At 44.1% G+C, this 13,259-nt stretch carries 14 protein-coding genes, 1 pseudogene and 2 riboswitches; of the genes and pseudogenes, 5 read left to right on the top strand and 10 right to left on the bottom strand.

All coding sequences use genetic code 11. The annotated features are described in order from the left end of the window. The first annotated feature begins 154 nt into the window (after positions 1–154). A pseudogene (locus SC79_RS02540) lies at positions 155–474 on the top strand (YkvA family protein). A gap of 39 nt (positions 475–513) precedes the next feature. Here SC79_RS02540 and mtnD read toward each other — a convergent pair. The 5 genes from mtnD to mtnE form a co-directional block, all read right to left on the bottom strand. Then, on the bottom strand, positions 514–1,050 hold the full coding sequence (gene mtnD / locus SC79_RS02535) for an acireductone dioxygenase (RefSeq protein ID WP_039073747.1): 537 nt from the start codon (positions 1,048–1,050) through the stop codon (positions 514–516). A 14-nt stretch (positions 1,051–1,064) separates the two neighbouring features. Then, positions 1,065–1,694 (bottom strand): methylthioribulose 1-phosphate dehydratase, encoded by a 630-nt coding sequence (locus tag SC79_RS02530; protein WP_039073746.1) that lies wholly within the window; start codon positions 1,692–1,694, stop codon positions 1,065–1,067. Further along, positions 1,652–2,359 (bottom strand): 2-hydroxy-3-keto-5-methylthiopentenyl-1-phosphate phosphatase, encoded by a 708-nt coding sequence (gene mtnX, locus SC79_RS02525; protein WP_039073745.1) that lies wholly within the window; start codon positions 2,357–2,359, stop codon positions 1,652–1,654. Before mtnX ends, SC79_RS02530 begins: the two co-directional genes overlap by 43 nt. Then, a complete protein-coding gene (gene mtnW, locus SC79_RS02520; RefSeq protein WP_039073744.1) occupies positions 2,356–3,573 on the bottom strand; it encodes a 2,3-diketo-5-methylthiopentyl-1-phosphate enolase in 1,218 nt (405 codons plus the stop codon). Before mtnW ends, mtnX begins: the two co-directional genes overlap by 4 nt. 83 nt (positions 3,574–3,656) lie before the next feature. After that, positions 3,657–3,757, bottom strand: a riboswitch (SAM riboswitch). A gap of 41 nt (positions 3,758–3,798) precedes the next feature. Beyond that, complete coding sequence (mtnE, locus tag SC79_RS02515; protein ID WP_039073743.1) at positions 3,799–4,992, bottom strand: methionine-glutamine aminotransferase; 1,194 nt, start codon at positions 4,990–4,992, stop codon at positions 3,799–3,801. Between the two features lie 94 nt (positions 4,993–5,086). Here mtnE and SC79_RS02510 point away from each other — a divergent pair, with 94 nt between their 5' ends. The 3 genes from SC79_RS02510 to mtnA all read left to right on the top strand — a co-directional run bounded on the left by SC79_RS02510 (position 5,087) and on the right by mtnA (position 8,470). Next, positions 5,087–5,866, top strand: a complete 780-nt coding sequence (locus tag SC79_RS02510; protein WP_039073742.1) for a carbon-nitrogen family hydrolase — start codon at positions 5,087–5,089, stop codon at positions 5,864–5,866. An 83-nt stretch (positions 5,867–5,949) separates the two neighbouring features. Further along, positions 5,950–6,104: riboswitch (SAM riboswitch) on the top strand. Positions 6,105–6,207: 103 nt separating this feature from the next. Further along, the gene (gene mtnK / locus SC79_RS02505; RefSeq protein WP_039073741.1) at positions 6,208–7,401 is read left to right on the top strand and encodes an S-methyl-5-thioribose kinase; all 1,194 of its coding nucleotides are present in this window, start codon (positions 6,208–6,210) and stop codon (positions 7,399–7,401) included. Between the two features lie 7 nt (positions 7,402–7,408). Then, on the top strand, positions 7,409–8,470 hold the full coding sequence (gene mtnA / locus SC79_RS02500) for an S-methyl-5-thioribose-1-phosphate isomerase (protein WP_039073740.1): 1,062 nt from the start codon (positions 7,409–7,411) through the stop codon (positions 8,468–8,470). Between the two features lie 32 nt (positions 8,471–8,502). On the opposite strand, the gene SC79_RS20870 is transcribed toward mtnA, so the two are convergent. From SC79_RS20870 to kinE, 3 genes are all read right to left on the bottom strand, one after another. After that, a complete protein-coding gene (locus tag SC79_RS20870; protein ID WP_052245557.1) occupies positions 8,503–8,628 on the bottom strand; it encodes a hypothetical protein in 126 nt (41 codons plus the stop codon). A gap of 89 nt (positions 8,629–8,717) precedes the next feature. Then, positions 8,718–9,215 (bottom strand): methylated-DNA--[protein]-cysteine S-methyltransferase, encoded by a 498-nt coding sequence (locus tag SC79_RS02495; protein WP_039073739.1) that lies wholly within the window; start codon positions 9,213–9,215, stop codon positions 8,718–8,720. Next, positions 9,212–11,428 (bottom strand): sporulation two-component system sensor histidine kinase KinE, encoded by a 2,217-nt coding sequence (kinE, locus tag SC79_RS02490; RefSeq protein WP_039073738.1) that lies wholly within the window; start codon positions 11,426–11,428, stop codon positions 9,212–9,214. The genes SC79_RS02495 and kinE overlap by 4 nt, the downstream gene beginning before the upstream one ends. A 252-nt stretch (positions 11,429–11,680) precedes the next feature. Between kinE and SC79_RS02485 the strand changes: the two genes are divergently transcribed. Then, positions 11,681–12,703 carry an acyltransferase family protein gene (locus tag SC79_RS02485; protein WP_039073737.1) on the top strand — a complete coding sequence of 341 codons (1,023 nt, stop codon included), beginning with the start codon at positions 11,681–11,683 and terminating at the stop codon, positions 12,701–12,703. An 11-nt stretch (positions 12,704–12,714) separates the two neighbouring features. Here SC79_RS02485 and SC79_RS02480 read toward each other — a convergent pair whose 3' ends face one another. Continuing rightward, on the bottom strand, positions 12,715–12,915 hold the full coding sequence (locus tag SC79_RS02480; protein WP_039073736.1) for a hypothetical protein: 201 nt from the start codon (positions 12,913–12,915) through the stop codon (positions 12,715–12,717). Between the two features lie 2 nt (positions 12,916–12,917). Next, positions 12,918–13,073: a hypothetical protein gene (locus SC79_RS19750; RefSeq protein ID WP_010330197.1), complete on the bottom strand. Its 156-nt coding sequence runs from the start codon at positions 13,071–13,073 to the stop codon at positions 12,918–12,920. Positions 13,074–13,259: the final 186 nt, after the last annotated feature.

Here is a 13,259-nt window from a genome sequence, read left to right as displayed (position 1 = left end):
TATTGTGCATTATTACAGATTATACTTTATTTGTAAACATATTTTCATTAAATAAGTTATTTTTTCAGGTATAATAGATTTATTGATAGGATTAGAAGAACAATACCCAGATGAAGAATATCTTAAACACGCCGCTAGGCAGGAGGTATGCCACATGAAGAAAAAGAAAGCATTGATGCTCGGAGCGGCAGGCGGTAAAGCGATATTAAAAAGAAAAACCGGAAAAAATGTATCGAGCACATCACTGTTTTTTTCCAAATGCTTCGTGATTGGAGAAAAGGCGACTACCCCCGTTCACAGGTTAGAACGCTTTTGCTCCTCACTGCCGCCATCTTGTATATCGCCATGCCGCTCGATATCGTGCCAGACGTTATCCTTGGTCTTGGAATCATAGACGATGCAGCTGTATTAGGTTTGCTTTGGACGCTGATTAAAAAAGAAATGTCTCAATATGAAGAATGGCGTTTGCAATAGATATAAGAAGCCCCGTTCAATGAACGGGGCTTTTGCTGCTTATTGATTTACACTGTCTTTTTCATAAATCGGAACCCAGCCTTCAGTTGTGACAAAGATTCTCACCGCGACAACTTTCCGATCCTCCTGAAGTGTGAAATAATGGCGGATATTTTCAGGCACGGAGATTAAATCTCCAGGGTTTAAACGGACATCAAAAAACGTGCCATCTTTGCCTTGAATGACAAAAATGCCGTGTCCGCTTACAATAAAACGAACCTCATCGTCTGTGTGATGATGCTCTCTTTTAAAGTTCTCAAGCAGTTCATCAAGTTTCGGATTGGCATCTGACAATGAAATAACATCCTGTGCTTTGTAACCGCGGCGGTTAGAAATATCTTTAATTTCCGTTTCGAATGTATTGAGGATTTGCTGTTTTTCTTCTTCTGTCAGATCGTACTTCTCTGAAAGATGTTCCGGAAGCTTCGCGATATCCCATTGCTCATAAATCACCTCTTGGCTATCCAAAAAGCTTGCTACTTCCTCTTGATTTTCAATCGTTGTATTTGCCTTATCATGAATACGAATTGTTGCCATTTCAGTTCCTCCTTTTAATTAACCAGCTGGTGCTGGAGTGTTTTCAATGTCAAATGGTAGCTGAACAAAAATTCATACGCTTCAAGCACTCTTTTTGCTTCAAATGCTGTTTTTCCCCAAGCGGTAATACCGTGATTTCGGATCAGAACGGCTCCCGAATCTTCTGAAATCTCTTCCGCAAACAGTGCCGCGAGCGTCGGAATATGGGCCGGATTTTCAATGATCGGGATAGCCACTTCTGCATTCTCTTCCCACAGGCCGAGCGCTTTTATGATTTCCTGGCCTCTGAACGTGATTTTCTTTTGGTCTCCGTATAGCTCTGAGATTACATTATTGTTTACTGTATGGACATGCAGGCAGCATCCGGCATTGGTTTTATTGTACAAATGTGTGTGCAACAACGTTTCCGCAGACGGTTTTAGAGAATGCCCGCTTTCGGCAGGCTCTCCGTTTTGATCCACCAGCAGAAAATCTTCATCCGTCTCTTTGCGTTTATCTTTACCGCTTGCGGTTACGAGAAAGGTTAGAGGCTCATCAGAAACTTTAATAGACAGGTTGCCGCTAGTCGCCGGAAACCAGTCTCTTTCGGCCAATTCCCGTTTTACTTCAGCGAGCTCTCGCCAGCGTTCTTGTTTTGCAGCCATTCCTGTACCTCCGTTACATTCTCGATTTCTTTTCTAATTTCATAAAAATCTTGATACGGGAGATGATTTAGGTTCCGCTCCCTGCATTCGTTTAATAAATAATCCCTTGCAAAGCAAAGGTCGGACAGCTTTGCGGCCTCCACATCTGTAACCGAATCGCCGATCATGATGATATATTGGTTCGATTCAGCGAGTTCATGTATCACTGACGGCTTGCAGCACCCGCATTGATTGCTGCAAGTTCCTTTGCAAGAATGAGGCCAGTCAATATGAATATAGTCATTGTCAAATGACGCATGGTTGCAATAAATACGATCTTTCTCCACAATGCCTTCAAGCAAAGGATACACAAAAAAGTCCATTCCTCCGCTTACGACATAAAACGGAATCTCATGCTCCTTGACAAACGCTACAAATTCGCGAAAGCCTTCCCTGATTTTTGCATCTTCCAATACAAATCTTGTAATCTCTTCTTTTAAACGGCTTGGCAGAAGGCCGAACATCCGTCCGACACCTTCCTTGATCGACAGCGTTTTGGAAAGGACGCCGTCTTTTAATGCGTTCCACTCCGGCGGAGCGAATGTTTTCATAATATTTATAATGTTGTCATTCATCGTGATGGTGCCGTCAAAATCACAAATAATGAATGGCTTTCGAGTCGTCATAAAGCTTCAACCTTTCCCCATTTATCAAGCGCCAGCTTCAGATCTTTGCATTGTTCAGCTTTTTTATCAATCGGCTGGGCTTCTAAGACAGCATCAATTATGGCTCTGAATGCTTTGCCACCGCCCTGGGCGCCGTTCGGATGTCCGTGTACGCCTCCCCCGGCGTTTATAATATGATCTATGCCGAAATCCCGCATTAAAAGCGGAACCATACCGGGATGAATGCCTGCTGACGGAACGGCAAATGTTTGCTTAAAAGCATCCTCTCTCACACATTCTTCGTGAATCGCCAGCGCATCTTCTTTTGGAAGCGCAACCGAACCGTACGGAGATGGGAAGAGACTGAAGTCGGCTCCGCAATACCGGTTCAATTTTCCGAGCAAAAGAGCGTGAGAAAATCCGTAGAACGGAGAAGACGTAAACGCCCCGCTGACGGCTGGATGAGCCATAATCGGGATTGCGATTTCGGGATCTTCCGCCAGGCTTTGCATGACGTCCAAGCCGTAAGCGAAGACATTAAACAATAACGCATCCGCTCCCAATTCAGCAGCGCGTCTCGCTTTGTCGTTCAGATCAGCCGTACGCCCGGTCAAATTGACCGCATACAGCGTTTTATGCCCGGTTTGCTCATACGTTTCTTTCAATACTTGCTTTCCTTCTGTTATTCTTGTTTCAAAAGGCGCCAGGCCTGTCTCAAAGAAAATTTCATCGTCCTTAATCAGGTCAACTCCGCCAAGCGCCTGCTGTCTGAGCTGTTCTTTAATATCACTCAGGTCTCTTCCGATAACCCCTTTGAAAATGCTCATTAACAGCGGTCTCTCAAACTCTCCCAGCAGCTTTCGAATGCCGTATACACCAAACTTCGGTCCCGGCAGCGTGCGCTTAAACGCGTCAGAGAAATGAAGATCGAGTAATTTGATTTTTCCGTCCAGCGACAGCTTCCCAAACACTGTTGTCAGCAAAGCCGGAATATCCTGAGAGAAATTGATGTCAGGATAGGCAATTGTGATCACCGCTTGTTTTCCTGACGCAGGAGTCCCCTCTCTTTCCTCGACCTTTATTACCCGCCCCTTGTGCTTTTGCATTTGCTCCTGTTTTACAAGGGGCAGATCAGTCCAGGAGCCTACTGTCAATCCTGTTGCGATTTGTTCCGCTTTTTTCTCTGTATCGGCTCCCGGTTCGGTCAGGAGATATGTTGCTAATAACTCACCCATGCCAGAGCTCCTTTCATTTCATCCATATAAAAAAACCTCTTCAAACAGCAATCGCGTCTAAAGAGGTTTCGTTTCTCGTCCGAATCTTATCTCTCAGCCGCCAGCTGCAAGAATTAGCACCGTGCTTTATAAGTCGGTTGCCGGGCTTCATCGGGCTCGTCCCTCTGCCTGCTCTTGATAAGAAAATATAGATTTTATAAATTATTTTGAATTATCCCATCGTTATCAAGTCTTGTCAATGCTTTTTTGGGTAAACAGGTTCAGCTTCCCAATTCGATAAGCGGCTTCTTTGAGTCTTTCTTCACTTGTCAGCAGCCCGACTCTGACATAGCCCTCGCCATATTCACCGAAGCCATTTCCAGCCGCAACGGCCACATTCGCTTTTTCCAGCAAAAGGTCTGAGAACTGCTCGGAAGTATAGCCTTCAGGCACGGGTAGCCATGCAAAAAAAGAACCTGCCGGAGCAGCCACATCCCAGCCGATCTCCCGGCACGACGCAATCCAAGCGTTTCGCCTGCTTTCATATCGGGCATTTTGCTCCGCCACACACGTTTGAGCATCTAGCAGTGCCGCCGCTGCAGCCTCCTGAGTCGCTCTGAAAAGACTGACAAACATATGGTCTTGATACAGATTGATCGCTTCAATGACCGAAGCGTTTCCGACGGCAAAGCCGACCCGCCACCCCGCCATGTTATACGTTTTTGACAGCGTATAAATTTCAATGCCGATATCCTTCGCACCTTCAGTCTGCAAGAAGCTTAACGGCTTACAGCCGTCAAATCCTACAGCGCCGTAAGCAAAATCATGAACGACACAAATCCCGTTTTCTTTCGCAAAACTCACGGTTTCTTCAAAAAACCCGGAGGTAGCAACAGCTCCAGTCGGATTATTCGGATAATTCAAGTACATCAATTTCGCCTGTTCTCTCACTTCAGCGGGGATGTTGCTGTAATCAGGCAGAAACGCCCTGTCCTTTACGAGCGGCATCATTTCCATCTTCGCTTTCGCGAGTGCCACACCTGACCAGTAATCAGGATAGCCCGGATCCGGAACTAAAATCGTATCTCCGGGATTCAGTAAACATTGCGGGAGCTCGACCAGACCAGCTTTTCCACCGAATAATACAGCGACTTCCGTCTCCGGGTCAAGGTCAATGCCGTATTCTCTTTTATAAAATGCCGCCGCTGCTGATTTCAGGCTGTATGAGCCGCGAAAAGACGAGTATTTATGATTGTCAGGATTAGCAACGGCTCGTTTCATTTCCTCGACGATATGTTCCGGAGTCGGCTGATCCGGATTTCCCTGTCCGAGATTGATAACGTCATGTCCTTCTGCAAGCTTTCGGTTCACTTTTTGCACCAAAGAAGCGAAGAATTGCTTAGGCAGCTCCTTTAATACATGAGACTGTTCAAATTTCATCTATTCTCACCTTCTAAAAAAATCTTGAAATGATAGTCCATCATCATATATGGTTAAATGAAAAAAGTAAAGAAAAATGTGGAGTGATCAAAAGATGAAATGGACGATATCTTGCCTGCAATTTGATATTTCATACGGAAAGCCTTCAGAAAATATCAAAAAGGCTGAATTCTTTATCGAAAAGGAAAGCAAACACGCGGATGTTCTTGTTCTTCCTGAACTGTGGACGACTGGCTATGATCTGGCCAACCTTGATGAGCTCGCCGATAAAGACGGGCGTTCTACTCAGAGCTGGCTGAAGAAAACAGCAAAAAAACATGGCGTCCATATTGTCGCCGGATCGGTTGCTGTCAGAAAGGATTCCGATGTTTATAATACAATGTACATCGCGGATAAGGAAGGACAAATCATTAAAGAGTACAGGAAGGCCCATCTTTTTCAGCTGATGGATGAGCATGTGTATTTATCAGCCGGTTCCGAAGACGGATATTTTGAGCTTGATGGCGTCAAAAGCTCAGGATTGATCTGTTATGATATCCGTTTTCCGGAGTGGATCAGAAAACATACGACAAAAGGCGCCAACGTGCTGTTTATTTCTGCGGAATGGCCTCTTCCCCGCCTTGATCATTGGAAAAGCCTGCTTATTGCGCGGGCCATCGAAAATCAATGCTTTGTCGCTGCCTGCAATTGCACTGGGTCAAATCCAGATCATGAATTTGCCGGGCATAGCTTGATTATTGATCCATGGGGACGTGTACTTGCTGAAGGCGGCCGGGAAGAAGGCGTTGTGCGTGCGGAAATTAACCTTCAGGAAAGCGTTGAAGTTCGGGAAAGCATCCCTGTTTTCGATGATATCAGAAAAGATTTATATTAAAAAATAGATTGACAACTCACTAAAACACCTGTTACTATGTTCATCAACTGATAAATTAGAATTGTTTAACAAATGAATATATTCTCTTATCGAGAGTTGGGCGAGGGATTTGGCCTTTTGACCCCAACAGCAACCGACCGTAATTCCATTGTAAAATGGGGCGCATCTTGTTCGCGCCGAGACGCTTGTCTCTAAGGCACGGTGCTAATTCCTTCAGATCTGATCTGAGAGATAAGAGAGGCGGACATAAATGTTAAGCCTCCTTCTCTCTGAGAAGGAGGCTTTTTTACGGCCATTCAGCTGCAAACATATCAGAGATTACATAATTGGAGGTTATGACAATGGCAGTCACAAAAACACCTTTATACGAAACGTTAAATGAAAGCTCCGCAGTGGCGTTGGCGGTGAAGCTTGGCTTATTTCCAAGCAAAAGCACGCTGACATGCCAGGAGATCGGCGACGGCAACTTAAATTACGTTTTTCATATTTATGATCAAGAACATGACAGAGCATTGATTATTAAACAGGCGGTTCCTTATGCAAAAGTCGTCGGAGAAAGCTGGCCGCTGACAATCGATCGCGCCAGAATCGAAAGCAGCGCTCTCATCCGCCAAGGCGAGCATGTCCCTCATCTCGTTCCAAAAGTGTTTTATTCTGACACAGAAATGGCGGTTACCGTCATGGAGGATCTTTCTCATTTGAAGATCGCAAGAAAAGGGCTCATTGAAGGTGAAAACTATCCGCACCTGTCACAACACATCGGTGAATTTTTAGGCAAGACCCTTTTCTATTCTTCAGATTACGCGCTTGAACCTAGGGTGAAAAAACAGCTTGTTAAACAGTTTACAAATCCGGAGCTGTGCGACATTACGGAAAGGCTTGTTTTTACAGACCCTTTCTTTGACCATGACACAAATGATTTTGAAGAAGAGCTTCGTCCTTTTGTCGAAAAGCTCTGGAGAAATGACAGCGTCAAAATCGAAGCGGCTAAGCTTAAAAAGTCTTTTTTAACATCTGCAGAAACGCTGATTCATGGTGATTTGCACACAGGGAGCATTTTCGCCAGCGAACATGAAACAAAGGTGATTGATCCTGAATTTGCTTTTTACGGACCGATCGGCTTTGATATTGGCCAATTTATCGCCAACTTATTGTTGAATGCACTCAGCCGTGACGGAGCTGACAGAGAGCCGTTATATCACCATGCCAAGCAGGTCTGGGAAACGTTTCAAGAGACATTCACTAAAGCCTGGGAGAAGGACAGTCTCGATGTTTACGCCAAAATTGACGGTTACCTTACTGATACGTTCAGTCATATTTTCGAAGAGGCGATCGGTTTTGCGGGCTGCGAGCTGATACGCCGGACAATCGGCCTTTCCCATGTGGCTGATCTGGATACAATCGTGCCGTTTGATAAACGAATCGACAGAAAACGGCTGGCGCTTGAAACCGGCACAGCCTTTATCGAAAAACGTTCGGAATTCACAACGATCACGGATGTTATTGAATTATTCAAGCTACTTGTAAAGGAATGATCTCTTCATGACCCATTCATTTGCTGTTCCTCGTTCTGTTGAATGGAAGGAAACAGCTATACTCATTTTAAATCAGCAAAAACTTCCGGAAGTGACGGAATATTTGGAACTGACGACCAAAGAGGCTGTATTTGACGCCATTGTCACACTCAAAGTAAGAGGCGCTCCCGCTATCGGCATTACGGCTGCCTTTGGACTTGCGCTTGCCGCCAAAGACATTGAAACAGATGATGTCACGGAATTCCGCCATAAACTTGATGACATCAAACAGTATTTAAACAGTTCACGGCCTACCGCCATTAATTTATCTTGGGCTCTTGAGAGACTGAGCCAATCGATCGAAAATGCCATTTCCGTAAATGAAGCAAAAACGAACCTTGTCCATGAAGCGATTCAGATTCAGGTCGAGGATGAGGAAACGTGCCGGATGATCGGCCAAAACGCCCTGCAGCTTTTCAAAAAAGGCGACCGGATTATGACGATCTGCAATGCAGGCTCTATAGCGACGAGCCGCTATGGAACGGCGCTCGCTCCATTTCACTTAGCCAAACAACAGGATTTGGGACTGCATATTTTCGCCTGTGAAACAAGGCCTGTCCTTCAAGGTTCACGACTTACTGCGTGGGAGCTGATGCAAGGGGGCATTGATGTCACTCTGATTACAGACAGCATGGCTGCTCATACGATGAAGGAAAAACAAATTTCCGCCGTCATCGTCGGAGCTGATCGAATTGCTGGGAACGGTGATACGGCAAATAAAATTGGAACATACGGTCTCGCGATTTTAGCAAACGCCTTTGATATTCCGTTTTTTGTCGCCGCACCATTATCTACATTTGATACAAAAGTGAAAAGCGGCGCTGATATTCCGATAGAGGAACGGGATCCAGAGGAAGTAAGGCAGATTTCCGGAGTCCGGACCGCACCATTCGATGTGCCTGTCTTTAACCCCGCTTTTGACATTACACCGCATCATCTCATTTCAGGTATCATCACAGAAAAGGGGATTATGACCGGTAACTATGAGGAAGAAATTGAACAGCTGTTCCAAGGCGAAAAAGTTCACTAAAAAACCGCTGGACTTTGCTCATTATGGGCGAGTCAGCGGTTTTTTTGTTTATTTTTATTGATATGAATGATTTCATCTTTTTGAGCGCTTGATAAGATATGCAGTTTCACAAACAGATTGGCAAAACCAGAAATTTTTTCAAAGCGGCTCGGCTTCAATGGCTTTGTCCTCCTTTTTCATTAGACCAACTTTTTTAACTTAATAAAATGATATGTCGGGCAGTAAAAAAAGGAACGTGCCATATGTTTTATTTTTCTTTGTAGGAGATTTGCTCGATGTTCAGCAAAAATGCTTTGAGGTCGGTTTTGCTCCCGGCGTATCCTGTTAACGCGCTGTTTTTGCCGATCACTCTATGGCATGGGACGAAAATTGGCAGGTCATTTCGTTTATTCGCCTGTCCGACGGCGCGCACCGCTTTCGGGCTGCCGACCGCAGCGGCAATGTCAGCATAGCTTCTCGATTCTCCATATGGTATCATCGTCAGCGCCTTCCACACTTTTTGCTGAAAAGGGGTGCCCTTTTGGCTGAGCGGCAAAGAGAATGTCTTTCTTTCGCCAGCGAAATAGTCATGAAGCTGGGCTTTCGCTTCCGCTAAACATGGCGTTTCCTTGTGTTCTGTGTGCTGAACGGTTTCATTCCAATCCATCCAATCTTCCTGACTGAGAAATAGACGGGTAATCTGGCCATCCTCCTCGGCAATGACAAGTCCCCCGAGAGGCGTTTCCGCTGTCGTATAGTAGTTCATTCATCAGTCCTTCTTTCTTCAGCATTCTGTCTGACGGGAAGTGTAAGGTGGAAAACGGTGCCCTTGCCTTCTTCGCTTTCTACCATGATCTCGCCTTGATGTTCTTCAATAATTTTATAGCTTACCATTAGCCCAAGTCCAGTTCCCCGTTCCTTTGTCGTATAAAACGGTTCACCTAGGCGCCTTACTTTATCTTCTGACATTCCAACCCCCTCGTCTTTTAAGGAAATGACAACATGATCTTGATCCAAAGTCCTTATCGTGACTGAGATGTTTCCGCCGTCAGGCATTACTTCGATGGCATTTTTTAATATATTGATAAATACTTGTTTTAGCTGATTCGGTTCACAGTAGATGGGAGGAATGTCGTCCATTAAATCAAGATGCATTTGCACGTTGCTGAGATTGGCTTGCGCGTTTAGGAGGTCTATGGTGTCTCTCATAATTTGGGTTACATGTTTTTCTTCATACATGATGGCCTGGGGCTTGGCTAAAATCAAGAATTCGGTGATGATGGATTCAATGCGCTTTAGTTCTGAGGTGATCACGTTGAAGTAAAGGGCGTAGTCTCCCGCCACACTTCCTTTCAGGAGCTGTATAAAGCCTTTAAGTGCTGTCATCGGATTTCTGATCTCATGAGCGATGCCGGCAGCGAGTTCGCCGACAACATGAAGGGTATCCGACTTGCGCAGGCGTTCCTCCAGTTCTTTTCGCTCCGTTACGTCTTTAAAGATAGCCAGGTTCATGTTTTGAATAATATTTCGTTTAAATGAGAATTCAAGTTTTCTATTGTCGCTGCTGCTCAGCAAGAACGGAATTTCGTTGTCCATTTCATCAAAATTAATCTGCCTTGCCGGTGATGCAAGGTTTTCTATATCGTACGAAGAGATAATATCTAACAGACTGTGCTTTTTTATCTCTTCATGTGACAGGCCTAGAATTTTGCTTGCTAACGGGTTGGCGTCGATGATCCTGTATTGATTGTCGAACAATACATTGCCGTCCATCGAGCCATTGAAGACTTTTCTGAATTTTAGCTCGCTTTCCCGAAGCTCTTTTTCCATCCGCTTTCTGTCGCTGACATTTCTTAATATCGTCAAATGCTGGTTTTCGAGTATGGTTCGCTTTGACGTAAATTCGAGTTCTTTAAACTGGCCGTTCCCCATTTGAAACAGCATCTCTTCTCTAATCTCTCCGTATTTTGCGTATTTCTTTTTCGTTATGCTGTATTTGCGCTGCGAATGAACGAGAAAATCACACAGCTTTCGTTTCAACAGCAAATTCATCGGCAGCTCGAAGATTTTACAGGCGGATTGATTCGCCTTCACGATTCTTCCGTCATTTGACCAGATGATAATGGCGTCCATCGCATTTTCAAATATTTCTCTGAAGCGCTCCTCACTTTTAAATAGCTGAAGCTCCATAGACCGCTTCTCTGTGATATCCCTCATAATGGACATATAAAAACCACTGATGATGTTTGATGTAATCGTGAATTCAAATAGCTTATGGACTCCTGAACGAAGCTTGACGGGCAGCTCCCCCTTCGCTTTTCCCTTGCGGTTGAGCGTCTTCCAGGTATTATCGAAATCTTTATGTGAGCCGCTGTCTATGAATTCATATAACGATAAATGAGACAGCTCATTTTGATTGATTTCAAAACTTTTACAGAAGGACAAATTGGCGTCAATAAAACCGCCATCTTTATCAAACAGGACGATTCCGTCAACAGCTCTGTCAAATAAGTCCTTGAACAGCTGTTCATTCATAGAGAATTCCCTCTCCAGAATCTTCTTGGAAGATATATCTCTCATGACAACAAAAAAGAAATCCTCGCCAATCCCTCTTTTGGCCAGAAACTCTATGTATTTTATCGCTCCGCCATCAAGCCTGACCGGCACCTCCTTCCATAGGAAGCCTTTCTTAAAAAACTTCTTTACAGCAAGGTTCAGCTCATCCTTTGGAATAGAAAACAAAAAGTCCAAAACGGAACGATTCTTCAAATCTTCTGAATCAACTTGAAGCATCCTCTCCGTGGCTTCATTGGCCTGAACGATGCGCAATTCATTATCACATATAAAAATAGCATCGAGCGTATTGTTGACAATCACTTGATGCTGATTCAATTCCTTTTTCAACCGTGCATTTTCTTCTTTGAGGCGCTTCAGTTCTTCCCGCAGCTCTGAATTTGTCTGGGCATCAAGAGTTTCCATGCGCGTACACTCCTTCTTCAAAACCTATCTCTCAATATTTCTACAAAATGCGGGAACTTCCTTCATTTGCCCTATAAGTTTCAGAAAATTTCAGTGTGATGACATAACGAAGACATTTTCTACGTTCCTTACCACCACTTTACATCGCCCTAACAATCAGCTGTTTTTTTCATTCGTTTTTCCTCTTTTATTTTAAAATAGATACCAGCAGGGAATAATCTCTTAGTGACTGATGAAAGAGAAGGTGATGCTATGAGTAAATCGCGTGACAGTTATTTTGATAATGCCAAATTCTTATTGATATTCCTTGTTGTATTCGGTCATATTCTTCGTTCTTTTATTCATGATAACAACTTTATGCTCTACCTTTACAAGTTCATTTACACATTCCACATGCCTGCTTTTATCCTTGTCTCCGGTTATTTCGCGAAAGGCTTCAAACGCGCCGGTTATGTAAAAAAGCTGGCGGTCAAGCTGATTATTCCGTATTTGATTTTCCAAATCATCTATTCCGTCTTTTATTACATGATGCAAGACGAAAGCATGGCAAATGTGAATCCGATTGATCCGCAATGGTCGTTATGGTTTCTCGTAAGCTTATTTTTTTGGAACCTGCTGCTTTATCCTTTTTCAAAGCTTTCAAAGCTGTGGGCGCTGTTTGTCAGCTGCGGCATTGCCGTGCTGATCGGTTATCTAGACTTTGTCAGCAGCACGCTGAGCCTGTCGCGGACATTTGTATTCTTGCCGATGTTCCTTGTCGGGTTTTATTTGAATAAACATCATTTTGATTTATTGCGGTCCAAGCGAGGCAAACAAATCGCGCTTGGGGTGCTTGCCGCCGTATTCGTCATCTGCTGGGGCATTGACTTTGACTATTCTTTTCTGTTCGGCTCTAAACCGTATTCTTCGTTTGGAGACGTTACCTTGGCAAGCGGGCTTTCCCGAATCGGCTGGTATGTACTCGCCTTTGCGGCAACCTTCAGTTTTTTAGCGCTCGTTCCGCAAAAGAGGTTTTTCTTTACGAAATGGGGAACCCGGACATTTTACGTGTATTTGCTTCATGGGTTCATTATTAAAACTCTGAGACAGGTCGGGCTTGAGGATTCGCTTACTGACTATCAAAGCTTAGTGATTCTATTGCTTTTAACGGCAGCCTTGACATCAATCCTCTCCAGCAATTTTGTTAAGACAGTGGCTCAGCCATTCATTGAGCTGAGAATGACCAACTTATTGCAATATGTCAGAGGAACGGGCAAAAATGTTTATTTAAAATAGGAAAGCACCTCTTAAGCGGGCCTCCGCCTAAGAGGTCTTTTTTTATTTTTGTTTGTTCTTTTTTTCTTTTCAGGCTTTGTGATTTCTAGCGTCTCGATGATTTTCCCGGCATTGTAATCCCCTAATTCACTTGAGAATTCTTCCTCCAGCACCTGCTTATTCATAGGCTTTTTATGATTTTGCATATCTCTGCTATGGCGGTTTTTCTTCAAAATCACATGCCTCCTTGCCGGCCCTGTTTGGAATTACGGTTTGCACCTCTAAAATTCGGGTTGTCATGATACTGTGTCTTAAATGAATTCGGGTCCATGCTCTCGGTAGGTGTATTGTTATTTTTAATGGCTTCATCGACTTCGGCTTTGCGCTTCATACGAATCCTCCTTGCCTGTTTATAGAGATTTTTTCGCTACATGATGCAGGAGCGCTAAACCGCACCTGTAGATATTAGGTTCTCCAACTGAAACAGAGGCACACATCTTTTTTTTGGCAATCAAAAAACACCGCACAACATGCGGTGTTTCAGATTGTTGACAAAGTCATAAAACGGTTTTCGTTT

Source organism: Bacillus sp. MSP13 (assembly GCF_000815295.1).
GTDB classification, from domain to species: Bacteria; Bacillota; Bacilli; order Bacillales; family Bacillaceae; genus Bacillus; species Bacillus vallismortis.
The sequence above is the reverse complement of the archived record's forward strand: the minus strand, read 5'-3'. Positions and strand labels throughout refer to the sequence as shown.

Bases quoted from the DNA above. Each gene is read 5' to 3' on its own strand.
- mtnD (WP_039073747.1), bottom strand. From the start codon at position 1,050: ATGGCAACAATTCGTATTCATGATAAGGCAAATACAACGATTGAAAAT.
- SC79_RS02530 (WP_039073746.1), bottom strand. From the start codon at position 1,694: ATGGCTGCAAAACAAGAACGCTGGCGAGAGCTCGCTGAAGTAAAACGG.
- mtnX (WP_039073745.1), bottom strand. From the start codon at position 2,359: ATGACGACTCGAAAGCCATTCATTATTTGTGATTTTGACGGCACCATC.
- mtnW (WP_039073744.1), bottom strand. From the start codon at position 3,573: ATGGGTGAGTTATTAGCAACATATCTCCTGACCGAACCGGGAGCCGAT.
- mtnE (WP_039073743.1), bottom strand. From the start codon at position 4,992: ATGAAATTTGAACAGTCTCATGTATTAAAGGAGCTGCCTAAGCAATTC.
- SC79_RS02510 (WP_039073742.1), top strand. From the start codon at position 5,087: ATGAAATGGACGATATCTTGCCTGCAATTTGATATTTCATACGGAAAG.
- mtnK (WP_039073741.1), top strand. From the start codon at position 6,208: ATGGCAGTCACAAAAACACCTTTATACGAAACGTTAAATGAAAGCTCC.
- mtnA (WP_039073740.1), top strand. From the start codon at position 7,409: ATGACCCATTCATTTGCTGTTCCTCGTTCTGTTGAATGGAAGGAAACA.
- SC79_RS02495 (WP_039073739.1), bottom strand. From the start codon at position 9,215: ATGAACTACTATACGACAGCGGAAACGCCTCTCGGGGGACTTGTCATT.
- kinE (WP_039073738.1), bottom strand. From the start codon at position 11,428: ATGGAAACTCTTGATGCCCAGACAAATTCAGAGCTGCGGGAAGAACTG.
- SC79_RS02485 (WP_039073737.1), top strand. From the start codon at position 11,681: ATGAGTAAATCGCGTGACAGTTATTTTGATAATGCCAAATTCTTATTG.
- SC79_RS19750 (WP_010330197.1), bottom strand. From the start codon at position 13,073: ATGAAGCGCAAAGCCGAAGTCGATGAAGCCATTAAAAATAACAATACA.